Below are 21,685 nucleotides of genomic sequence, written 5' to 3'. Positions count from 1 at the left end.
GACGGCAGATGAGCACACTGCAGAGGGGAAGCCATGACAGCGACACCGACCGTCCAACCCTCCGAGTCATCCGACTCCAAGACCTTGAGTGTCGCCCGTGAGGCGACGGCCCGCGCCGTGGACCACCTGCTGTCCCGCCAGGACGAGCGGGGCTGGTGGAAGGGCGACCTGGAGACCAACGTCACCATGGACGCCGAGGACTTGATGCTCCGCCAGTTCCTCGGCATTCAGGACCCCGGCACCCTCGACGCCGCGGCCCGCTATCTCCGCTCCCAGCAGGCCACCGACGGCACCTGGGCCACCTTCCACGGCGGTCCGCCCGAGCTCTCCGCCACCATCGAGGCGTATGTCGCCCTGCGGCTGGCCGGCGACGAGCCCGACGCGCCCCATATGGCCGCCGCCTCCGCCTGGGTGCGCTCCCGGGGCGGGATCGCGAGCAGTCGGGTGTTCACCCGGATCTGGCTGGCCCTCTTCGGCTGGTGGCGCTGGGAGGATCTGCCCGAGCTGCCACCGGAGATCATCTACTTCCCGAAGTGGCTTCCGCTCAACATCTACGACTTCGGCTGCTGGGCCCGGCAGACCATCGTGCCCCTCACCATCGTCTCGGCCAAGCGCCCCGTGCGCCCGGCCCCCTTCCCCCTCGACGAGCTCCACACCGACCCCCGCAGGCCCAATCCGCCGCGCCCGCTCGCCCCCGTCGCCTCCTGGGACGGCGCCTTCCAGCGGCTGGACCGGGCGCTGCACGCCTACCACAAGGTCGCCTTCCGCCCGCTGCGCCGGGCCGCGCTGCGCTCCTGCGCCCGCTGGATCGTGGAGCGGCAGGAGAACGACGGCTGCTGGGGCGGCATCCAGCCACCCGCCGTCTACTCCGTCATCGCCCTCCATCTGCTCGGCTACGACCTCGACCACCCCGTGATGCGCGCCGGTCTGGAGTCGCTCGACCGGTTCGCGGTGTGGCGCGAGGACGGCAGCCGGATGATCGAGGCCTGTCAGTCCCCGGTCTGGGACACCTGTCTGGCCGCCATCGCGCTCGCCGACGCCGGTCTCGCCCCGGACCACCCGGCGCTGGTCAAGGCCGCCGACTGGATGCTGACCGAGCAGATCGACCGGCCCGGCGACTGGTCGGTCCGGCGGCCCGGACTGCCCTCCGGCGGCTGGGCGTTCGAATTCCACAACGACAACTACCCCGACATCGACGACACCGCCGAGGTCATCCTGGCGCTGCGCCGGGTCGACCACCCCGAGCCCGAGCGGATCGAGACGGCCGTGCGGCGCGCCATGCGCTGGACCCTGGGCATGCAGTCCAAGAACGGGGCGTGGGGCGCGTTCGACGTCGACAACACCAGCCCGCTCCCCAACAAGCTGCCGTTCTGCGACTTCGGCGAGGTCATCGACCCGCCGTCGGCCGATGTCACCGCGCATGTCGTGGAGATGCTGGCGCACGAGGGGCGGACGTACGACGCCCGCACCCGGCGCGGTATCTCCTGGCTGCTGTCCGAGCAGGAGCCGAGCGGCGCCTGGTTCGGCCGCTGGGGCACCAACTACGTCTACGGCACCGGCTCCGTCGTCCCCGCGCTGATCGCCGCCGGCGTCCCCGCCTCCCATCCGGCGGTCCGCCGGGCCGTCCGCTGGCTGGAGAGCGTCCAGAACGAGGACGGCGGCTGGGGCGAGGACCAGCGCTCCTACCTCGACGCCGAGTGGATGGGCCGGGGTGCCTCCACCGCCTCGCAGACGGCGTGGGCGCTGCTCGCGCTGCTGGCGGCGGGGGAGCGGGACGGCGAGGCCGTCGAGCGCGGGGTCACCTGGCTCGCTGGGACCCAGCGGGCGGACGGCTCCTGGGACGAGCCGTACTTCACCGGCACCGGCTTCCCCTGGGACTTCTCCATCAACTACCACCTGTACCGGCAGGTCTTCCCGGTGACGGCACTGGGCCGGTATGTCCACGGCGAGCCCACCGGGGCGCGACCGCGGAGCGGTTGATGTCCACCGATCCGGCCGCGGAGGCCGGTGATGCGGCGCTGCTGATCGCCTGTGCGCTCGGCATCGAGCGGTTCGCCCTGCGCGGCGCCGACCCCGGCGCCGCCGCGGGGGCCGTGACCGTGCTGCGCACGGGCATGGGGCCGCAGTCGGCCGAGCGCGCCGTGATCCGGGCGCTCACCGGAAGGTCCGGTGAGCCAGGTGAGCCAGGTGAGCCAGGTGGGCCAGATGAGCCTGGCGAGCCCGGCGAGCCCGGAGGACGGCGCACCGCCGTCATCGCCACCGGCTTCTGCGCCGGGCTGGCCCCCGGAATGCATCCGGGGGACATCGTTGTCGCCGACGAGACCCGCGATCCGGCGGGCCGCACCGTGTGCACCGGCACCCGGATCCTCGCCGACGCCCTGTCACACCCCCTCCCCGGCGGTCCCCGCCGGGCCGTCCATATCGGTCCGGTCGTGGGCTCGGACCATGTGGTGCGTGGCGCGGAGCGGGCCGCGCTGCACAGCACCGGCGCCATCGCGGTGGACATGGAGTCCGCCGCGACCCTGCGCACCGCCGTCGGCCACGGCGTCCGTCCGGTTGCGGCCGTCCGGGTGGTCGTGGACGCTCCTGAACATGAACTCGTCCGAATCAGCACGCTACGCGGTGGAATATCGGCTTTCCGGGTTCTTCGGACCGTTCTCCCCGCTTTCTTTCACTGGCACCGTTCCTCGCTGCTCCCAGGAGGTGAGCTAGATGGCCATGCCTCTCCGCCAGACCATCCGGGTCGCGACGTATCTCTTTGAACAGAAGATGATCAAGCGGCGGGACAAGTTCCCGTTGATCGTCGAGCTCGAGCCGCTGTTCGCGTGCAATCTCAAGTGCGAGGGCTGCGGGAAGATCCAGCATCCGGCCGGGGTACTCAAGCAGCGCATGCCGGTCGCCCAGGCGGTGGGCGCGGTGCTGGAGTCGGGTGCCCCGATGGTGTCCATCGCGGGCGGCGAACCCCTGATGCACCCACAGATCGACGAGATCGCACGGCAGCTGGTGGCGCGGAAGAAGTACGTCTTCCTGTGCACCAACGCGATGCTGTTGCGGAAGAAGATGCATCTGTTCAAGCCGTCCCCGTACTTCGCCTTCGCGGTGCACATCGACGGGCTGCGGGAGCGCCATGACGAATCGGTGGCGAAGGAGGGGGTGTTCGACGAGGCGGTGGAGGCCATCAAGGAGGCCAAGCGGCGCGGCTTCCGGGTCACCACCAATTCCACGTTCTTCAATACCGACACCCCGCAGACCGTCATCGACGTGCTCGACTTCCTCAATGACGAGCTCGAGGTGGACGAGATGATGATCTCGCCCGCCTACGCGTACGAGAAGGCGCCCGACCAGGAGCACTTCCTGGGCGTCGAGCAGACCCGAGAGCTGTTCCGCAAGGCGTTCGCCGGGGGCAACCGGCGCCGCTGGCGGCTCAACCACAGCCCGCTCTTCCTCGACTTCCTCGAGGGCAAGACGGACTTCCCGTGCACCGCCTGGGGCATCCCCAACTACTCCCTCTTCGGCTGGCAGCGCCCCTGCTATCTGATGAGCGACGGCTATGTCCCGACCTATCGCCAGCTGGTGGAGGAGACCGACTGGGACGCTTACGGCCGCGGCAAGGATCCGCGCTGCGACAACTGCATGGCCCACTGCGGCTATGAACCCACCGCGGTCCTGGCGACCATGGGCTCCCTCAAGGAGTCGCTGCGCGCCGCCCGGGAGACCGCCACCGGAAGCAATGGGTGACGGGATGAGTGCGGCGGAATCAGACGGGGCGGGTGCGGCGGAACCGGTCGCACTCGGCCTGCCCGCGGTGCCGGGCAGGCCCCTCGCACCGCGCCGGGTCTCACGCCGCCTCCAGGTGGGGCCGGTGGCCGTGGGTGGTGACGCGCCGGTTTCGGTGCAGTCGATGACGACGACGGTGACGGCGGACATCGGTGCGACGTTGCAGCAGATCGCGGAGTTGACGGCGTCGGGGTGCCAGATCGTGCGGGTGGCGTGTCCGTCGCAGGATGACGCGGACGCGTTGCCGGTGATCGCGAAGAAGTCGCAGATCCCGGTGATCGCGGACATTCATTTCCAGCCGAAGTACGTGTTCGCGGCGATTGATGCCGGGTGTGCGGCGGTGCGGGTGAATCCGGGGAATATCCGGCAGTTCGACGACAAGGTCAAGGAGATCGCGAAGGCGGCGTCGGGGGCGGGTGTGCCGATTCGTATCGGGGTGAACGCGGGGTCGCTGGACAAGCGGTTGCTGGAGAAGTACGGCAAGGCCACGCCGGAGGCGTTGGTGGAGTCGGCGTTGTGGGAGTGTTCGCTGTTCGAGGAGCACGGGTTCCGGGACATCAAGATCTCGGTGAAGCACAACGATCCGGTGGTGATGGTCAACGCCTACCGTCAGCTGGCGGCTCAGTGTGACTATCCGCTGCATCTGGGTGTGACGGAGGCGGGTCCGGCGTTCCAGGGGACGATCAAGTCGGCGGTGGCGTTCGGTGCGCTGCTGAGTGAGGGGATCGGGGACACGATCCGGGTGTCGCTGTCGGCGCCTCCGGTGGAGGAGGTCAAGGTCGGCATCCAGATTCTGGAGTCGCTGAATCTGCGGCAGCGGCGGCTGGAGATCGTCTCGTGTCCGTCGTGCGGTCGGGCGCAGGTGGATGTGTACAAGCTCGCGGACCAGGTCACGGCCGGTCTTGAGGGCATGGAGGTCCCGCTGCGGGTGGCGGTCATGGGGTGTGTGGTGAACGGTCCGGGTGAGGCACGGGAAGCGGATCTGGGGGTGGCGTCAGGCAATGGCAAGGGGCAGATCTTCGTCAAGGGCGAGGTCATCAGGACCGTGCCGGAGTCGAAGATCGTGGAGACTCTGATCGACGAGGCCATGAACATCGCGCGGCGCATGGAGGACGAGGGGGTCCCGTCGGGTACCCCGGACGTCACCGTGAGCTGATACACCGAGGAGGGGAACCGACCGTGCCGTTGCTGGAGAACATCCGGGGCCCGCACGACCTCAAGGCGCTGACCGGTGAGGAACTGGCCGCGCTCGCCCAGGAGATCAGGACGTTCCTGATCGAGGCGGTGGCCAGGACCGGGGGCCATCTGGGACCGAACCTCGGCGTGGTCGAGCTGTCCATAGCCCTGCACCGCGTCTTCGACTCGCCCGCCGATCGCATCCTGTGGGACACCGGCCACCAGTCCTACGTCCACAAACTGCTCACCGGCCGCCAGGACTTCTCCAAGCTCCGCCACAAGGGCGGGCTGTCCGGCTATCCGTCACGGGCCGAATCCGAGCACGACATCATCGAGAACAGCCATGCCTCCACCGTGCTGGGCTGGGCCGACGGCCTCGCCAAGGCCAATGAGGTGCAGGGCCGCACCGACCATGTGGTGGCCGTCATCGGGGACGGGGCGCTGACCGGCGGGATGGCCTGGGAGGCGCTCAACAACATCGCCGCCGCCCGGGACCGGCCGCTGGTCATCGTCGTCAACGACAACGAGCGCTCCTACTCCCCGACCATCGGCGGGCTCGCCAACCACCTCGCCACCCTGCGCACCACCGACGGCTACGAGCGCTTCCTGTCCTGGGGCAAGGACGTGCTCCAGCGCACCCCCGTGGTCGGCCAGCCGCTGTACGGGTCGCTGCACGGCGCCAAGAAGGGGTTCAAGGACGCCTTCGCGCCGCAGGGCATGTTCGAGGACCTGGGGTTGAAGTACGTCGGCCCCATAGACGGCCATGACACCGAGGCGGTCGAGTCGGCCCTGCGCCGCGCCAAGCGGTTCCACGGCCCGGTCCTCGTCCACTGCCTCACCGAGAAGGGGCGGGGCTACCCGCCCGCGCTGGAGGACGAGGCGGACCATTTCCACACCGTGGCCGCGATGGACCCGCTCACCTGCGCGCCGCTGATCCCCTCCGGCGGCCGCTCATGGACCTCGGTGTTCGGCGAGGAGATGGTGCGGATCGGCGCCGAGCGGCCCGATGTGGTCGCCCTCACCGCCGCGATGCTGCACCCCGTGGGCCTCGCTGGCTTCGCCGAGGCGTACCCGGAGCGGGTGTGGGACGTGGGCATCGCCGAGCAGCACGCGGCGGTCTCGGCGGCCGGGCTCGCCACCGGCGGACTCCACCCGGTCCTCGCCGTCTACGCCACCTTCCTCAACCGCGCCTTCGACCAGCTGCTGATGGACGTCGCCCTGCACAAGTGCGGCGTGACGTTCGTCCTGGACCGGGCCGGGGTCACCGGTACCGACGGCCCGAGCCACAACGGCATGTGGGACATGTCCGTCCTCCAGGTGGTGCCGGGGCTGCGGATCGCCGCCCCGCGCGACGCCGACCAGCTCCGTGCCCAGCTGCGCGAGGCGGTCGACGTGGACGACGCGCCGACCGTCATCCGCTTCCCCAAGGAGTCGGTGGGGGAGCCGATTCCGGCGATCGGCCGGGTGGGCGGGATGGACGTCCTGCGCCGGGGCGAGGACGTCCTCCTCGTGGCGGCCGGGGTGATGGCCTCCGTCGCGCTGCGCGCCGCCGAGCTGCTGGCCGGGCGCGGTATCGGCTGCACGGTCGTGGATCCGCGCTGGGTCAAGCCCGTGGACCCCGAGCTGCCCGGGCTCGCGGCGCGCCACCGGCTGGTGGCGGTCGTGGAGGACAATGTGCGCACCGGCGGGGTGGGCGCGGCGGTCGCCCAGACGCTGCGGGACGCCGAAGTCGACCTGCCGGTGCGGACGCTCGGCATCCCCGAGGCGTTCCTGGCGCATGCCAAGCGCGGTGAGGTGCTCGCCGACATCGGGCTCACCCCCGCCGAGATCGCGGGCCGGATCGGGGCGGCCCTGACCCGTATCGAGGCGGTCCCCCCGGATCGGGCGGGCGCCCTCGCCGAGGCGCGTACCGCCGCCAAGGAGAGCCAGGCATGACAGCAGCCGAGCAGCAGCAGCGGCGTTCGGGCTTCGACCTCGGGAAGCTGCTGGCCGAGCGGGCGTCGGAGCGGTACGACCTGCACACCCGGCACCTCAACCACCAGTTGCCCCGGATGCTGCACACCATCGGGTTCGACAAGGTCTACGAGCGGGCCGAGGGCGCGTACTTCTGGGATGACGAGGGCCAGGACTACCTCGATATGCTCGCCGGTTTCGGGGTGATGGGCCTGGGCCGCCACCACCCCGTGGTACGCAAGGCGCTGCACGACGTCCTGGACGCCGACCTGGCCGATCTGACCCGTTTCGACTGTCAGCCGCTGCCCGGTCTGCTGGCCGAGCGGCTGCTGACCCACGCCCCCCACCTGGACCGGGTCTTCTTCGGCAACAGCGGCACCGAGGCCGTCGAGACGGCCCTGAAGTTCGCCCGCTACGCCACCCGCAAGCCACGCGTCCTGTACTGCGCCCACGCCTTCCACGGGCTGACCACCGGCTCGCTGTCGGTCAACGGTGAGGACGGTTTCCGCAGGGGGTTCGCCCCGCTGCTGCCCGACACCCCGATCGAGATGGGCGACCTCGACGCGCTGGAGCGGGAGCTGGCGCGCGGGGACGTGGCGGGGTTCGTGGTGGAGCCCATCCAGGGCAAGGGGGTGCACGAGACCCCGCCCGGCTTCCTGCGCGCCGCGCAGGAGCTGCTCCACCGCCACAAGGCCCTGCTCATCGCGGACGAGGTGCAGACCGGCCTCGGCCGCACCGGGGACTTCTTCGCCTACAGCCACGAGGACGGCGTCGAACCGGACCTGGTGTGCGTGGCCAAGGCCCTCTCCGGGGGCTATGTGCCGGTCGGCGCGACCCTCGGCAAGGACTGGATCTTCAAAAAAGTCTATTCCTCGATGGACCGGGTGCTGGTCCACTCCGCCAGCTTCGGCTCCAACGCCCAGGCCATGGCGGCCGGGCTCGCGGTCCTCGCCGTCATGGCGGACGAGGAGGTCGTGGCCAACGCCCGCCGCACCGGTGAGCTGCTGCGCGACCGCCTCGCCGCGCTGGTGGACCGCTACGAGCTGCTGCACGACGTCCGCGGCCGGGGGCTGATGATCGGCATCGAGTTCGGCAGACCCAGCTCACTGGGGCTGCGCAGCCGGTGGGCGATGCTCCAGGCGGCGCGCAAGGGGCTGTTCGCGCAGATGGTCGTCGTCCCGCTGCTGCGGCGCCATCGCATCCTCACCCAGGTGTCCGGCGACCATCTGGAGGTCATTAAGCTGATCCCGCCGCTGATCATCGGCGAGCGGGAAGTGGACCGTTTCGTCGAGGCGTTCACAGCGGTCATGGACGACGCACACGACGGCGGCGGCCTGATCTGGGACTTCGGCCGGACGCTGGTCAAACAGGCGGTGGCCAACCGCTGACCGATGGGGGACCCCGCATGATCGACGCGACCGCCGTACGGGCCGTGAACACGCTGACGGCGCGGTGGGCGCGGGCGGCCGTGGCGGACGAGGGCACGGCCTTCGCCGCCACCGGTGTCTGGCCGCTGCTCGCCCTGCTCGCGGGCGGTGCCGACGGCCCGGCCCGGCAGGAGCTGGAGGGTGCGCTGGGCGTCGGCGCGGACGGCGCGACGGCGCTCGGCGGACAGACGCTCGGGGCGCTGGACGCCATGGACGGAGTCCACGCGGCCACCGGGCTGTGGACCCGTCAGGACCTGCCGATCCGGCCCGAGTGGGAGGCCGCGCTGCCCCCGGGCGTACGGTCCACGCTGACCGGGGACGCCGAGCGCGACCGCAAGGAGCTGGACGGCTGGGCGTCCCGGCGCACCCGGGGCGCGATCGCCGAGATGCCGGTGCCGCTCACCCCCGACACCCGGCTGGTGCTGGCCGGGGCGCTCACGGTGGAGACGGCATGGCTCCAGCCGTTCCAGCCGGGCCTGCTGAGGCCGGCGAGCGGCCCCTGGCGGGACCGGTCACTGGCCGGACTCACCCGCTCCACGGACGACCTCGACGGGGTGCTGCGGGTCTTCCCCGACACCCCGGCCGGTCCGCTCACCCTGTCCGGGGTCGCGGGCGGCAACGGGCTCGATGTGCATCTGGTCCTCGGCGCCGAGGACGCCCCGGGCGGCGAGGTGCTGGAGGCCGGGATCGGCGCGGCGGCCGGGGGTTACGCGGGATGGCCCGGCTCGGCGCTGCCGCCGGGCGAGGCCGGGCCCGGGATCCGGGTGATGGAGGTCCCGAGCTGGGACCCCACGCCCCGGGCGTCGCTCACCACCCCGCAGTTCACCGTGACGGCGCGGCACGATCTGCTGCGCCGGGCCGGGCTGTTCGGGCTGCGTACCGCCCAGGACACCGCGCACGGCCACTTTCCGGGGATCAGCCCCGCCGCGCTGGCGCTGTCCTCGGCGGAGCAGTCCATGACCGCCTCGTTCAGCGCCGAGGGCTTCCTCGCGGCGGCGGTGACCGCGTTCGCCATGGCGCCCGGTTCGGCGCCGCCGCAGCGGACGGCGAGGCTGATCAGCGTGCGGTACGAGCGGCCGTTCGGCTTCCTGGCCGTGCACCGCGCCACCGGTCTGGTGCTGACGGCCGGCTGGGTCACCGAGCCGGAGGCCGGGCCCGACACCATGTGGTGAACCGGCGGGCGGGCCATGAGCCCGCCCGGCCGGGCGTCAGCCCGTGAGCAGCCGTTCCCGGAGCCGGTCGCGCTGCTCGGGGGCGAGACCGAGCCCCTCGGCGAGATAGCGTTCGGTGCCGCCCCAGGTCTCCTCGATGGTCGTGAGGGCCGCCGCCAGATATTCGGCGCGCGCGTCGAACAGCGGCAGCAGCAGCGCCATGACCTCAGGCGACATGGGGTCGGAGCCGTCCCCCGGAGCGCCCTTGCGCCAGATCTTGTAGCGCCGGTGGGCGGCGGCCGACTCGAGGTAGTCGGCCTCGATGGCCTCCTGGGGGACGCCGAGGGCCAGCAGCGTCACCGCGATGGACAGCCCGGCCCGGTCCTTGCCCGCCGAACAGTGCATCAGCACCGGTGAGCTGTCCTCGGCCATGTCGCGGAGGATCCGGCCGTGCTCGACGAGCCGGTTGGTGATGATGGAGCGGTAGGAGCCGATCATGCGCTTCTCGGCCCGGCCCTCGGAGAGCAGCTCGCGCAAGGTCTTCAGATCGCCCTCGCGCACCATCCTCCAGAACCCGGCGCCGTCGGCCGGGTCGGACAGCGGCAGATTGACGTTGCGGACCCCGCGGAGCCTGACGTCCGGGCCCTCCAGCTTGATGTCGGCGGCGTTGCGGAAGTCGAAGACGGTGTGCAGGCCGAGCGAGTCGAGGTAGGCCGTGTCCGCCTCGGTGGCATGGGCGAGATGGCCGCTGCGGAACAGCACTCCGGGCCGTACGCGGCGGCCGTCGGCAGCCGGCAGTCCACCGAGATCACGGAAATTGCGTACCCCCACCAGCTGGCTCTCGGCCTGGGGGACCTGCGGCGACTGCGACTGCTGCGTCACGGGCTCTCCTTCACCATGGGCCGCCGACGCGGCTCGTCGACGAGGCGGCTGAAGCTGACCATACGACATGCGTGCAGCGGGCAATCGGTCTCGTGAGGGTGCGGGCATTGCCGCACCGCCCGCCCTCCTCGATCATGTTGAGACCTGTGGAGAATTGGGGAGTGCGATGATCGAAACCGGTGGAAGCGGTCGGCTCTGGGTGCTCACGGGGCGGCACAGTAGCTACGCCCTGCACCTCACCGACCGTGATGAGCTGCTCCATCTCCACTGGGGGCCGAGGATCGCGGCCGAGGACGCCGAGGCCCTCGCCGCCGAGCCGGGGCCGCCGGACTGGCCGTTCGAATCCCCGCTGGACGGGCGCGAGGAGTACCCCGTGGAGGGCGGCCCGCGCTTCGTCCGCCCCGCCCTGTCCGTGCACGCCGGGGGCGTACGCGGAACCGAGTGGCGCTTCGACGGCGGCACCGTCCTCGACCCCGGCACCGGTGAGGAGCTGCGGCTGGGTTTCCACGATCCGCTGCACCACCTCGACATCACCCTCCACTACCGGATGCGGGACGACGGCGATGTCATCGAGCGCTGGACCACCCTCGCCCACACCGGCACCGCCGGGCAGGAGCCGGTGGAGCTGCTGCGCGCCGACTCCGCCGCCTGGTCGCTCCCGGCGCGCGACCGCTGGCGGCTGTCCCATCTGCACGGCCGCTGGGCCGCCGAGAGCCGGCTCGCCCGCACCGAGCTCACCCCCGGTGAGAAGGTGATCGGCAGCCGCCGGGGCCACACCAGCCATCACCATCTGCCCTGGATCGCCCTGGACGGCGGGGCCGCCACCGAGGAGAGCGGCGAGGTGCACAGCTGCGCGCTCGCCTGGTCCGGGGCCTGGCGGATCGCCGTCCAGCTGCTGAGCGACGGCGCCGTCCAGGCGGTGGGCGGGGTCGGCCACGACGACGCGGGCCAGCTGCTCCTCGCGCCGGGCGAGTCCTTCACCACGCCCGTCTTCGCGGGGCTGTGGACCGACGGCGGCTTCGGGGCCGCGAGCCGCGCCTGGCACGCCTGGCAGCTCGCGCATGTGGTCCCCGGCGCCGACCGGTCCCGGCCGGTGCTCTACAACTCCTGGGAGGCCACCGAGTTCCAGGTGAGCGAGGAGCAGCAGCGCTCGCTCGCGCGGCTGGCCGCCGACATGGGCGTCGAGCTGTTCGTCGTGGACGACGGCTGGTTCGGGGCGCGCACCAGCGACCGGGCCGGGCTCGGCGACTGGACGCCCAACCCGGACCGTTTCCCGCACGGGCTGAAGCCGCTGGCCGACGAGGTGCACACGCTCGGGATGCGGTTCGGCATCTGGGTCGAGCCGGAGATGGTCAACCCCGACAGCGACCTCTACCGCGCCCACCCCGACTGGGTGCAGCACCACCCCGGCCGGGCCCGCACCGAGTTCCGCAACCAGCTCGTGCTCAACCTCGCCCGCCCCGAGGTGCGCGCCCATCTGTGGGAACGGCTGGACACCCTGCTGAGCGGCGCGCCCATCGACTATGTGAAATGGGACTTCAACCGCTCCTTCGCGGACCCCGGCTGGCCCGGCGACCCCTATCCGCGGCGGCTGTGGATCGACCATGTACGGGGGCTGTACGAGCTGCTGGAGCGGCTGCGCGCCGCCCACCCCGGGGTCGCCTTCGAGTCCTGCTCGGGCGGCGGTGGCCGGATCGACCTCGGCGTCCTGGGCCTCACCGACCAGGTGTGGACCTCGGACAACACCGATCCGCTGGACCGGCTGGCCATCCAGCACGGCTTCGGTCAGCTCCACCCGGCCCGGGTGATGGCCGCCTGGGTCACCGACAGCCCCAACGCCATGGGCAACGCCCGGGTCAGCTCGCTGCGCTTCCGCTTCGTCAGCGCGATGGCCGGGGTGCTGGGCGTCGGCGGCGATCTGACCCGCTGGAGCGAGGCCGAACTCGCCGAGGCCCGCGACTGGGTGGCGCTCTACAAGCGGGTGCGCCCGGTCGTCCAGCACGGTGAGCTGTACCGGCTGCGGCCGCCGGAGGGCGACGGGCTCAGCGCGGTGCAGTACGTCCGGGGCGCGGAGACCGTCGTGCTGGCCTGGCTCCAGGCGCAGCACCACGGCCGGGCACCGCTTCCGCTGCGGCTGCGCGGGCTCGACCCGGCGGCCACCTACCGGGACCTGGAGACCGGGGAGGTGCACCGGGGAGCGGTGCTCGCCCACCGGGGCTTGCGCACCGGGCTGAGCGGCGACCTGGACGCCGCCGTATTCCACCTTCGCCGAAACTGACCGGGTGGGATAGATCACCCCACGTCAAGCCCTGGTTACGGTGGCGTAAGTCACGCCATCGGGTGAATGATGTCCCGACGTGGCAGACGATAAGGAGAGATTCAGCAACGGTTCCATCGGGTCGTACGCAGCCGTCGGAGACAGCTTCACCGAGGGCGTCGGCGACCCCGGTCCTGACGGGGTGTTCGTCGGCTGGGCCGACCGGCTCGCCGTCCTGCTGTCCGACCAACGACCCCACGACGATTTCCGCTACGCCAATCTGGCCGTACGCGGTCGACTCCTTGACCAGATCGTGGCCGAGCAGGTGGCCCGCGCCATCGAACTCGGCCCCGATCTCGTCACCTTCTGCGCGGGTGGCAATGACATCCTGCGCCCCGGCAGCGACCCCGACGATGTGGCCGAGCGCTATGAGGCGGCCGTCGCCGACCTCCGGGCGCGGGTGGGCACGGTGCTGCTGTGCACCGGCTTCGACACCAGAGGGGTGCCGGTGCTGCGCCATCTGCGGGGCAAGATCGCCACGTATACGGCACATGTGCGGGCGATCGCCGACCGCCACGGCTGCCCGGTGCTGGACCTGTGGTCGCTGCGGTCGGTGCAGGACCGCCGGGCCTGGGACGCCGACCGGCTGCATCTGTCGGCGGACGGGCACACCCGGGTCGCGCTGAGGGCGGGTCAGGTGCTCGGCCTGGACGTCCCGGCCGATCCCGATCAGCCCTGGCCCCCGGAGGGGCAGCGCACCGCGGCCGAGGTGCGCCGGGACAACATCCACTGGGCGCGCGAATATCTGGTGCCCTGGATCGGCCGACGGCTGCGCGGGGAGTCGTCGGGTGACCATGTGGAGCCCAAGCGGCCCGATCTGCTGCCGCTGCGGCCCTGAACGATCCGTGACCCGAAGCGGTCCCGGAGGAATAGGGGCAGACCCCCGTTGGCGCCCCGAGGCTGACCGCCCGGTGCGCTGTCGCTGCCCCTATTCCCTCGGCACCGCTCGTCCGTCGTATCGTCGCCGCGGGGCCGCTATATCGCCAGGTAGGCCCAGACGGCGCGGCCCGCGCCCCCCTGGTTCGGCCTGACCCCCCAGGCCTCCGACATGGCCTCCACCAGCATCAGCCCGCGGCCGCCCTCCTGGTCCGCGCTCACCGACCGGGCCTCGGGCACCGTGCGCGCACAGCCCTGGTCGGCCACCTCCAGCCGCAGCCGGGTGCCTATGAGCTGGAGTGAGCAGCGAACGTCCTCGCTGGAGGTGTGGCGCACCGCGTTGGTGAAGAGCTCGGAGACGATCAACTCCGCGCTGTCCCGGGTGTCCTGGTCGATGCCCCATGAGCCCAGCCGCCGGACGACATGCCTTCTCGCCTCGGCGACGGACGTGCTCAGCGCCGGCAGACGAAACACGTCGTGGCGGGGCGGGGCGACCACGGTGCCGCCGCGCCCTAACCGGAGAGCCTCATAGGAAGGAGCCACGCCGACACTATGCTCTGTCACGCTCGCGTATGGCAAGGTTCAATCTGTAAATTACAGAATCGCAAGCGCAGGCTGTTCGGAATGCTGAGCCCATGCCAGACTGCTGTGTCGTGAAGGTACTTGGAGGGGGACGGTAGTGGCGGATGCGCGGGCGGGCGGAGCCCCGACCGTCCTGCGAGTCGTGCTCGGAAAACGGCTCCAGGACCTTCGGGAGAAGGCCGGGCTGTCATTCGAACAGGCCGGGCGAGCCCTGGACGTCACCCATGCCACGATCCGGCGGATGGAGAAGGCCGAGGTCGGCCTGAAGCTCCCGTATGTCGAGAAGCTGCTGCGGACGTACGGCGTCATCGACCCCGAGGAGGTCGAGGGGTTTCTCTCCCTCGCGCGCGAGGCCAACAAGGCCGGCTGGTGGCACCGGTTCCGCGACGTCCTGCCGGAGTGGTTCAACACCTTCGTCAGCCTGGAGGTCGAGGCCAATCTGATCCGGGCCTACGAGCCGCACTACATCCCAGGGCTGCTGCAGACCGAGGGATACGCCCGCGCGGTGCTCCGCGCGGGCATGCCGCATGCACCCGAATCGGAGATCGAGCGCAACGTGGCCCTCCGCATGGAGCGCCAGGCGCTGCTCGCCCGGGACAACCCGCCGATGCTGTGGGTGGTCATGGACGAGACGGTGGTGCGCCGCCCCATCGGCGGCGCCGAGACCATGCGTGCCCAGATCACACGGCTCATCGAGGAGGCCGAGGCGCCTCATATCCGCTTGCAGATCATGCCGTTCGACGCCGGTCCGCACCCGGCGATGTACGGACCCTTCCATATCTTCCGGTTCCCGATCCCGGAGCTGCCCGATATCGCGTACACGGAGACGCTCGTCAGCGGCTCCTACTTCGACCAGCGCGATGACGTATCGGCGTTCCTGGAGGCCCTGGACCGGATGTGCGCGCAGGCCGCGCCTGCACAGACGACTCAGGCGATTCTGAGTCGCATTCGCAAGGAGATCTGAACGATGGATCGCATATGCGGGAACCGCGTCTACAGCGGCATGCCGGCAAGGGACCTCGGCAGCGAGGGCTGGCACAAGCCATGGAGCGGTGGCAATGGGGGAAGCTGCGTCGAGGCGATGAGACTGACGGACGGACGGGTGGCGCTGCGCCAGTCGACCGACCCGGACGGACCGGCCCTGATCTACACCCATCTGGAGATGAAACGCTTCATCCAGAGTGCGAAGGCCGGGGAAGCGGACTTTTTGTTTCTGTGACGTCCTCCGGGACGTCCGGTTCTGTGACGCTCGTCGTGACCAGGGGGAACGAGGGGGAAACAGTGTGACCGACCGACCATGAAGTGACCGGCGGGGGCGGTGTCGCCGGGACGCGTTCCAGCGCACCGCCCGCGAACACGTCGTACAAAGCGATTCCAGGTGCACATAGCCGATGTCCACCGAGATCACCGAGGCGCCGGTCCTGCATGGCAGACCGGCGCTTCGGCGCGGGTGGCGGCTGTAGCCCGGTCCACTTGGGGGCACCAGCCCCTCGGGCGTGCCGATCCGGGTGATTCACGGTTCGGGTCAGATCACCTTCGTACGCCCGGAATTGCTCCGGGGCGGCCCAATTACTCATCCCGGGCACAAAGGTTTGGTCTATACCTTGACTGGTATAGACCAAACCGCTTGAGTGTCCCTCAGAGTTCCAGGGCCCCCCACGCGAAGGAGATCGGCCCCATGTGGAGACGACGTGTTCTGGCGCCGCTCGCGGCGACCGCGGCGGTGTGTGCGAGTGTGCTTGTCATGCCCATGACCTCAGCCTCGGCGGCGGGAACGACCGCCCAGGCGGCCTGCGACTACCCGAACTGGGCGGCGGGCAAGCCGTACGTCACCGGCGACATCGTCCGGTACACCGACGGCAAGTACTACCGCGCGGAGCACGACAACCCGGGCTATGACCCGGTGATCAGCACCTGGTACTGGGAGCCCTACACCTGCGGCGGCGAGGGCCAGAACCCGAGCGGCTTCGTGGTGAGCGAGGCGCAGTTCAACCAGATGTTCCCGAACCGGAACTCGTTCTACACCTACCAGGGCCTGACCGCCGCCCTGAGCGCCTACCCCGGCTTCGCCAACACCGGCAGCGACACCGTCAAGAAGCAGGAGGCGGCCGCCTTCCTGGCGAACGTCAACCACGAGACCGGCGGCCTGGTCCACATCGTGGAGCAGAACACCTCCAACTACCCGCACTACTGCGACTGGAACCAGCCCTACGGCTGCCCCGCGGGCCAGGCGGCGTACTACGGCCGCGGACCGATCCAGCTCAGCTGGAACTTCAACTACAAGGCCGCGGGCGACGCGCTCGGCATCGATCTGCTCGGCAACCCCTGGCTGGTGGAGCGGGACGCCGCGGTGTCCTGGAAGACCGCCCTGTGGTTCTGGAACACCCAGCGTGGGGCCGGTTCGATGACCCCGCACGACGCCATGGTCAACCAGCGGGGCTTCGGCGAGACCATCCGCGCGATCAACGGCAGCCTGGAGTGCAACGGCGGCAACCCCGGCCAGGTGCAGAGCCGAATAGACGCCTACCAGCGGTTCGTCCAGATACTCGGCACCACCCCCGGCTCCAACCTGAGCTGCTGACCGGCCGCCGGCGACAGCCGATTCACCGCTGATCGACCGACGATGACCGGCGCCGAGCGGCCGTCCGGTCGGAAGCGAGGAAATTGAGGTGCGCCGCTCCGCCGCCACGCGCCAGCCTGGAGCACATGGCGTGGACGGTGAGTGACGACCTCGAGGAGTTCCGGGCCGCGGCGGGTGGCTTCCTGCGCGCCCACCCGGCCCGGAACACCACTCTGCTCACGGTGGTCTCCTCCCTGACAGCGGCGGGCAGCGGCAGATACGGCGCCGAGCCGCCGGTCTACGGCTGGTGGGCCGGGGAGGAGAAGGGTCCGGCGGAGGGCGCGTTCCTGTGCACCCCGCCCTACCCCCCGCTGCTCTCCCCCCTCTCCGGCGAGGCGGCACGGGCCCTCGCCCGCACCCTCGCCCGGGACGGCGAGCTGAAGGTCACCGGAGTGAACGCGGGGCGCGAGACCGCCGAGACCTTCGCCTCCGCCTGGGAGGACTTCACCGGTGCGGTGAACACCGTCGAGCAGACCCACCGGCTCTATCGACTCGATGCCCTCACCCCGCCCGATCCGGCCCCACCGGGGCGGCCCCGGACCGCCACCACCGCCGACCGGGACCTGTTGATCAACTGGTGCGAGGGGTTCGCCCGCGAGACCGCCGCGCTGAGGGGCGATGCCACCGCGCAGGTGGACGACAAGCTCGGCCATGGCGGGATCACGGTGTGGGAGCTCGACGGCCGGCCGGTGGCCTGCGCCGGGATCAGCCGTACGGTCGCCGACATGGCCCGGGTCGCCCTGGTGTACACCCCGCCCGAGCTGCGCGGACGCGGCTACGCGGGCGCCGCCACGGCCGCCGTGAGCGGGGCCGCGCGGGCCGCCGGGGTGAAGGAGCTCCTGCTCTTCACCGATCTTGACAACCCCACCAGCAACGCCCTCTACCAGCGTCTCGGCTACCGCCCGGTGGAGGACCATCTGGTGCTGTCCTTCTCCTCCTCCGCGGAACAAGGTCCCCCCTCGTAAGAGTTGTGTCATTGCAGCCCAACGGCACCGCGCGTTGGAGTGCTCCCGCCCTCTCACCTTGGAGGCCCCGTGACCGGCTCCCATCCGACACGATCCCGGCTCACCGCCGCCCTGCGCCCAGCCGCCTTCGGAGCGGATCCCAGCGGGGAGCGGATGGAGCGCATCCGGCGGTCGCCGAATTTCGCGAACGGTGTGTTCGTCAACCCGGTGGGGGCCCGCACCGCCCCGTCCGGCTCGATGCTGACGTTCGCGTCCACCTACTTCCGCAAGGAGGAGCGCGTCCGCCGGGCACCCGCCGGGACCGTGCCGGTGCACCCCACCACCGTCGCCGATCTGGCCACCCCGCCCGCCTCCGGGCTGCGGCTGACCTGGATGGGACACTCCAGTGTGCTCGCGGAGATCGACGGGCGGCGGGTGCTGTTCGACCCCGTGTGGGGACAGCGCTGTTCGCCCTTCTCGATGGTGGGGCCCAAGCGGTTGCACCCGGTTCCGGTACCGCTGCGGGAGTTGGGGCCGGTGGACGCGGTGGTCATCTCCCATGACCACTACGACCATCTGGACATGCCCACGATCCGGGCGCTGGTGCGGAGCCACGCGATGTTCGTCGTCCCGCTCGGGGTGGGGGCCCATCTGGAGCGCTGGGGCGTTCCGGCCGAGCGGATGACCGAGCTGGACTGGCACGAGTCCACCGAGGTCGCCGGGCTCACGCTCACCGCCACCCCGGCCCGCCACTTCTGCGGTCGCGGGCTGCGCAACACCCAGCACACCCTGTGGGCCTCCTGGGTGGTGGCGGGTTCCGGGCGCCGGATCTACCACAGCGGGGACACCGGCTACTTCTCCGGCTTCGCGGAGATCGGCGCGGCGTACGGGCCGTTCGACGCGACCATGATCCAGATCGGTGCCTACTCCGAATACTGGCCTGACATCCACATGACCCCCGAGGAGGGCATGCGGGCCCATCTCGATCTCCAGGGCGGGGACCCGGCGCGGGGGATCATGCTGCCGATCCACTGGGGCACCTTCAACCTCGCCCCGCATCCGTGGGAGGAGCCCGCCGAGGGCACGGTGACGGCGGCGAAGGAGGCCGGGGCGACCGTGGCCGTGCCGCGTCCCGGCCAGCCGTTCGAGCCGGAGCGCGGGCTGCCGCTGGAGCCGTGGTGGCGGGCGATCGCGGCACGGCCGGTGACGGAGGTACCGGCCGCGGCCGAGGGCGCGGCCGAGCCGACCGTTCCCGCCGGACGGTCGGGCGCCGGGGCGTCCGGGACGACCGGAAAGCGTCCCGGGGCGACCGGCGGCGCGGACCCCGCGATGCCCATCCCCCAGTCGTAACACCGGGGTTGGCGCCGCCTTTCCGAGGCGGTACGGCACGGGTTGCTTCTTTGTCGAATGGCGCTGAATGGCGTCGAAACCCTTGTGGTGGACACGACGCGCTCGCTTGAATGGTTAGGAAAGGTTCCTAACGGATCGCTCAGGATCCGGGGCTGCCCCGGCGCGCCCTGGGCGGCCGCGCGCACTTCCCCCACAGTCGACAAGGAACGGAGTCCCCATGTCCCCCATGCACAGGAGGATCGGCCTCGCGGCCGTGGCCGTCACGGTACCGGCCGCGCTCGTCTTCACCGGCGTCGGAGTCGGGCAGGCGTCCGACCATCTGCCGTCCACGTCGGACGCGCGCCACACCCACTCGGCGCACAAGGCCGCGGCGGGGAGCAACCTGGACGACCCGGCGAAGAAGGAGATCGCCATGAAGCTGGTCTCCAGTGCCGAGAACTCCTCGCTCGACTGGCGCGCCCAGTTCAAGTACATCGAGGACATAGGCGACGGCCGCGGCTACACCGCCGGCATCGTCGGATTCTGCTCCGGCACCGGCGACATGCTGGAACTCGTCGAGTACTACACCCAGCAGAAGCCCGGCAACGTCCTGGCCAAGTACCTCCCCGCGCTGCGCGAGGTCAACGGCGGCGACTCCCATGACGGCCTGGACCCGAACTTCACCAAGGACTGGAAGAAGGCCGCCGCCGACAAGGCGTTCCAGGACGCCCAGGAGCACGAGCGCGACCGCGTCTATTTCAACCCGGCCGTCAAGCAGGGCAAGGGCGACGGCCTGGGCGCGCTCGGCCAGTTCATCTACTACGACGCGATCGTGATGCACGGCCCCGGCAACAGCAAGTACAGCTTCGGTGGCATCCGTAAGACCGCCCTGTCCAAGGCCAAGCCCCCGGCGCAGGGCGGCAATGAGACCACCTACCTCAACGCCTTCCTCGACGCCCGTAAGGAGGCCATGAAGAGCGAGGAGGCGCACAGCGACACCAGCCGGGTCGACACCGAGCAGCGGAAGTTCCTCAACGAGAAGAACTTCGACCTGGCGCCCCCGTTGAAGTGGAAGGTCTACGGCGACCCGTACGAGATCAACTCCTGACCGCCGAGCCGGTCCCCGCTTGCTAAGCGGGACACTGTCCCATATCTTCAATCGGGACAGTGTCCCGTTTATTTGGTGTGGGGATGGAGTACGGCTATGTCGACATATCTGTTGGTGCACGGAGCTTGGCACAGTGGGCAGTGCTGGGAGCGGGTGGTCCCGTTGCTGGCGGCGGCCGGGCATCGGGTGCTGGCGCCGACGCTGACCGGCTACGGCGACACGGCGCATCTGGCGGGCCCGGAGGTGGGGCTGGATACGCATGTCGACGACATCGTCGGGCTGATCACCGAAGAGGACCTCACCGACGTGGTGCTCGTCGGGCACAGCTACGCCGGGCTGGTCATCTCGTCCGCGGCCAACCAGCTCCCGGACCGGATCGGGCATCTGGTCTATCTCGACGCCATGGTCCCGGAGGACGGCGAGACCGCGGCCGATGTCATGCCCTTCACCCAGGCCATGATCGACCAGGCCCTGGCGTCCGAGAGCGGCTGGCGGGTTCCGCCCCTGGCCGGGATGGAGCCGTCCTCGGATCTGTTCGGGGTCACCGAACCGGCGGATGTGGCGTGGCTGCGGTCGATGCTGTCGGATCAGCCGGTGCGCTGCCTCCAGCAGCCGGTCCGGCTGGACAACCCGGCCGCGAACACGGTCCCGCGGACGCATATCCACTGCGTCGCCAATGTGCCGGAGGGCATCACCCGGCGGCCCGTCCCCGCGATCCAGCCCAATGGCACCCCGGCACAGGTGTGGGAGCTGGAGACCGGCCACGACTGCATGATCACCATGCCCGCCGAACTCACCGAACTGCTGCTCAAGCTCGGCTGAGCCGGCCCCCTCTCGGCTCCTCAGCCCGACGCCGCCTCCACCAGGGCGCGCATGACCCGTACGTCGTCGCCCGCCTCCGGATGCCACTGGACGCCCAGCACGAACGCCTCCGCGTCCGGCAGCTCCACCGCCTCCACCGTTCCGTCGTCCGTGGCGTGGGCCGAGGGGGTCAGGCCCTTGCCCAGGTGGGCCACGGCCTGGTGGTGGAAGGTGGGGACGGACACCGGCTCCGGGAGGATCCCGGCGAGGAGCGTGCCCGGGACCGGCTTCACCTCGTGGTGGTCGAAGACGCCGGGCGGGCCCACGTGGCCGTCCAGGTGCTGGACGAGGGTGCCGCCCAGGGAGACGTTCAGGAGCTGGTGGCCCCGGCAGATGCCCAGCAGGGGAGTGCCCGACGCCAGGGCCGCCTCGATCAGGGCCAGCTCCCAGGCGTCCCGCTCCCGCGCGGGCGGCCCGGTGCGCGGCTCCACCTCGGCCCCGTACCGCACCGGTTCCACATCCGGGCCGCCGGAGATGACGAGCCCGTCGAGGCGGGAGACCACCGACGCGGCGGCGGCCGGGTCCTCGTCCGGTGGCAGCATCGCCGCCAGGCCGCCCGCGCGCTGGACGAGCAGGTGGTAGCCCGAGGGCAGCAGCGCGGCGGGGAGGTTCCACACGCCCCAGCTCGCCGAGGATTCGAGATAGGTGCTGACGCCGATCAGGGGCTTGGACACCGGGGGCT

At 70.8% G+C, this 21,685-nt stretch carries 19 protein-coding genes and 1 pseudogene; 16 read left to right on the top strand and 4 right to left on the bottom strand.

From position 1 onward, the window contains the following. The first annotated feature begins 33 nt into the window (after nucleotides 1-33). From shc to ACMTAK_RS12295, 7 genes are read left to right on the top strand one after another with little or no spacing between them, the layout of a single operon-like run. Entirely contained in the window at nucleotides 34-1,980 is a 1,947-nt protein-coding gene (gene shc, locus ACMTAK_RS12325; protein ID WP_413806253.1) for a squalene--hopene cyclase, read from the top strand. Further along, nucleotides 1,980-2,762, top strand: coding sequence for a phosphorylase family protein (locus ACMTAK_RS12320; protein WP_413806252.1), 783 nt, complete (start codon nucleotides 1,980-1,982; stop codon nucleotides 2,760-2,762). The genes shc and ACMTAK_RS12320 overlap by 1 nt, the downstream gene beginning before the upstream one ends. Next, nucleotides 2,713-3,738 (top strand): adenosyl-hopene transferase HpnH, encoded by a 1,026-nt coding sequence (gene hpnH / locus ACMTAK_RS12315; protein WP_413806251.1) that lies wholly within the window; start codon nucleotides 2,713-2,715, stop codon nucleotides 3,736-3,738. The genes ACMTAK_RS12320 and hpnH overlap by 50 nt, the downstream gene beginning before the upstream one ends. Nucleotides 3,739-3,742: 4 nt before the next feature. Beyond that, nucleotides 3,743-4,933, top strand: coding sequence for a flavodoxin-dependent (E)-4-hydroxy-3-methylbut-2-enyl-diphosphate synthase (gene ispG, locus ACMTAK_RS12310; RefSeq protein ID WP_413806250.1), 1,191 nt, complete (start codon nucleotides 3,743-3,745; stop codon nucleotides 4,931-4,933). Nucleotides 4,934-4,956: 23 nt separating this feature from the next. After that, nucleotides 4,957-6,888, top strand: a complete 1,932-nt coding sequence (dxs, locus tag ACMTAK_RS12305; RefSeq protein ID WP_413806249.1) for a 1-deoxy-D-xylulose-5-phosphate synthase — start codon at nucleotides 4,957-4,959, stop codon at nucleotides 6,886-6,888. Next, nucleotides 6,885-8,294 carry an aspartate aminotransferase family protein gene (locus ACMTAK_RS12300; RefSeq protein WP_413806248.1) on the top strand — a complete coding sequence of 470 codons (1,410 nt, stop codon included), beginning with the start codon at nucleotides 6,885-6,887 and terminating at the stop codon, nucleotides 8,292-8,294. Before dxs ends, ACMTAK_RS12300 begins: the two co-directional genes overlap by 4 nt. 17 nt (nucleotides 8,295-8,311) lie before the next feature. Further along, complete coding sequence (locus ACMTAK_RS12295; RefSeq protein ID WP_413806247.1) at nucleotides 8,312-9,505, top strand: serpin family protein; 1,194 nt, start codon at nucleotides 8,312-8,314, stop codon at nucleotides 9,503-9,505. A gap of 36 nt (nucleotides 9,506-9,541) precedes the next feature. On the opposite strand, the gene ACMTAK_RS12290 is transcribed toward ACMTAK_RS12295, so the two are convergent. Beyond that, the gene (locus ACMTAK_RS12290; protein ID WP_413806246.1) at nucleotides 9,542-10,366 is read right to left on the bottom strand and encodes a tyrosine-protein phosphatase; all 825 of its coding nucleotides are present in this window, start codon (nucleotides 10,364-10,366) and stop codon (nucleotides 9,542-9,544) included. Nucleotides 10,367-10,532: 166 nt separating this feature from the next. On the opposite strand from ACMTAK_RS12290, the gene ACMTAK_RS12285 reads away from it, so the two are divergent. Together ACMTAK_RS12285 and ACMTAK_RS12280 are read left to right on the top strand one after the other, a co-directional pair. Next, entirely contained in the window at nucleotides 10,533-12,644 is a 2,112-nt protein-coding gene (locus ACMTAK_RS12285) for an alpha-galactosidase (protein WP_413806245.1), read from the top strand. A gap of 79 nt (nucleotides 12,645-12,723) precedes the next feature. Further along, the gene (locus tag ACMTAK_RS12280) at nucleotides 12,724-13,521 is read left to right on the top strand and encodes an SGNH/GDSL hydrolase family protein (protein WP_201854681.1); all 798 of its coding nucleotides are present in this window, start codon (nucleotides 12,724-12,726) and stop codon (nucleotides 13,519-13,521) included. A gap of 137 nt (nucleotides 13,522-13,658) precedes the next feature. Here the strand turns inward: ACMTAK_RS12280 and ACMTAK_RS12275 are convergent, their stop codons facing one another. After that, entirely contained in the window at nucleotides 13,659-14,102 is a 444-nt protein-coding gene (locus tag ACMTAK_RS12275; RefSeq protein ID WP_243146363.1) for an ATP-binding protein, read from the bottom strand. A 136-nt stretch (nucleotides 14,103-14,238) separates the two neighbouring features. Between ACMTAK_RS12275 and ACMTAK_RS12270 the strand changes: the two genes are divergently transcribed. Both ACMTAK_RS12270 and ACMTAK_RS12265 read left to right on the top strand, forming a co-directional pair. Continuing rightward, nucleotides 14,239-15,105, top strand: coding sequence for a helix-turn-helix domain-containing protein (locus ACMTAK_RS12270; RefSeq protein ID WP_413806244.1), 867 nt, complete (start codon nucleotides 14,239-14,241; stop codon nucleotides 15,103-15,105). A gap of 3 nt (nucleotides 15,106-15,108) precedes the next feature. Then, entirely contained in the window at nucleotides 15,109-15,360 is a 252-nt protein-coding gene (locus ACMTAK_RS12265) for a DUF397 domain-containing protein (RefSeq protein ID WP_344317935.1), read from the top strand. On the opposite strand, the pseudogene ACMTAK_RS12260 reads toward ACMTAK_RS12265, so the two are convergent. Next, a pseudogene (locus ACMTAK_RS12260) lies at nucleotides 15,314-15,603 on the bottom strand (STM4011 family radical SAM protein); the annotation flags it as partial. The gene ACMTAK_RS12265 and the pseudogene ACMTAK_RS12260 overlap by 47 nt on opposite strands. Nucleotides 15,604-15,819: 216 nt before the next feature. Here ACMTAK_RS12260 and ACMTAK_RS12255 point away from each other — a divergent pair. The 5 genes from ACMTAK_RS12255 (at nucleotide 15,820) to ACMTAK_RS12235 (ending at nucleotide 20,964) form a co-directional block, all read left to right on the top strand. Beyond that, nucleotides 15,820-16,722 (top strand): glycoside hydrolase family 19 protein, encoded by a 903-nt coding sequence (locus tag ACMTAK_RS12255; protein ID WP_413806243.1) that lies wholly within the window; start codon nucleotides 15,820-15,822, stop codon nucleotides 16,720-16,722. A 125-nt stretch (nucleotides 16,723-16,847) separates the two neighbouring features. Then, on the top strand, nucleotides 16,848-17,726 hold the full coding sequence (locus ACMTAK_RS12250; protein WP_413806242.1) for a GNAT family N-acetyltransferase: 879 nt from the start codon (nucleotides 16,848-16,850) through the stop codon (nucleotides 17,724-17,726). A gap of 69 nt (nucleotides 17,727-17,795) precedes the next feature. Next, complete coding sequence (locus ACMTAK_RS12245) at nucleotides 17,796-19,055, top strand: MBL fold metallo-hydrolase (protein ID WP_413806241.1); 1,260 nt, start codon at nucleotides 17,796-17,798, stop codon at nucleotides 19,053-19,055. Between the two features lie 217 nt (nucleotides 19,056-19,272). Further along, entirely contained in the window at nucleotides 19,273-20,142 is an 870-nt protein-coding gene (locus tag ACMTAK_RS12240; protein WP_413806240.1) for a chitosanase, read from the top strand. A gap of 96 nt (nucleotides 20,143-20,238) precedes the next feature. Next, nucleotides 20,239-20,964: an alpha/beta fold hydrolase gene (locus tag ACMTAK_RS12235; RefSeq protein WP_413806239.1), complete on the top strand. Its 726-nt coding sequence runs from the start codon at nucleotides 20,239-20,241 to the stop codon at nucleotides 20,962-20,964. Nucleotides 20,965-20,984: 20 nt separating this feature from the next. On the opposite strand, the gene ACMTAK_RS12230 is transcribed toward ACMTAK_RS12235, so the two are convergent. Then, nucleotides 20,985-21,677: a gamma-glutamyl-gamma-aminobutyrate hydrolase family protein gene (locus ACMTAK_RS12230; RefSeq protein ID WP_413806238.1), complete on the bottom strand. Its 693-nt coding sequence runs from the start codon at nucleotides 21,675-21,677 to the stop codon at nucleotides 20,985-20,987. Nucleotides 21,678-21,685 lie beyond the last annotated feature (8 nt).

Source organism: Streptomyces lacaronensis, from assembly GCF_047337785.1.
GTDB classification, from domain to species: Bacteria; Actinomycetota; Actinomycetes; order Streptomycetales; family Streptomycetaceae; genus Streptomyces; species Streptomyces lycopersici.
Note: the sequence above shows the minus strand (reverse complement) of the source record. Positions and strands in the feature narration are given on the sequence as shown.

What these genes read in the sequence shown, in the direction of transcription:
- ACMTAK_RS12250 (WP_413806242.1), top strand. Translation starts at nt 16,848, where the DNA reads ATGGCGTGGACGGTGAGTGACGACCTCGAGGAGTTCCGGGCCGCGGCG.
- ACMTAK_RS12285 (WP_413806245.1), top strand. Translation starts at nt 10,533, where the DNA reads ATGATCGAAACCGGTGGAAGCGGTCGGCTCTGGGTGCTCACGGGGCGG.
- shc (WP_413806253.1), top strand. Translation starts at nt 34, where the DNA reads ATGACAGCGACACCGACCGTCCAACCCTCCGAGTCATCCGACTCCAAG.
- ispG (WP_413806250.1), top strand. Translation starts at nt 3,743, where the DNA reads ATGAGTGCGGCGGAATCAGACGGGGCGGGTGCGGCGGAACCGGTCGCA.
- ACMTAK_RS12300 (WP_413806248.1), top strand. Translation starts at nt 6,885, where the DNA reads ATGACAGCAGCCGAGCAGCAGCAGCGGCGTTCGGGCTTCGACCTCGGG.
- hpnH (WP_413806251.1), top strand. Translation starts at nt 2,713, where the DNA reads ATGGCCATGCCTCTCCGCCAGACCATCCGGGTCGCGACGTATCTCTTT.
- ACMTAK_RS12320 (WP_413806252.1), top strand. Translation starts at nt 1,980, where the DNA reads ATGTCCACCGATCCGGCCGCGGAGGCCGGTGATGCGGCGCTGCTGATC.
- ACMTAK_RS12295 (WP_413806247.1), top strand. Translation starts at nt 8,312, where the DNA reads ATGATCGACGCGACCGCCGTACGGGCCGTGAACACGCTGACGGCGCGG.
- ACMTAK_RS12265 (WP_344317935.1), top strand. Translation starts at nt 15,109, where the DNA reads ATGGATCGCATATGCGGGAACCGCGTCTACAGCGGCATGCCGGCAAGG.
- ACMTAK_RS12240 (WP_413806240.1), top strand. Translation starts at nt 19,273, where the DNA reads ATGTCCCCCATGCACAGGAGGATCGGCCTCGCGGCCGTGGCCGTCACG.
- ACMTAK_RS12255 (WP_413806243.1), top strand. Translation starts at nt 15,820, where the DNA reads ATGTGGAGACGACGTGTTCTGGCGCCGCTCGCGGCGACCGCGGCGGTG.
- ACMTAK_RS12235 (WP_413806239.1), top strand. Translation starts at nt 20,239, where the DNA reads ATGTCGACATATCTGTTGGTGCACGGAGCTTGGCACAGTGGGCAGTGC.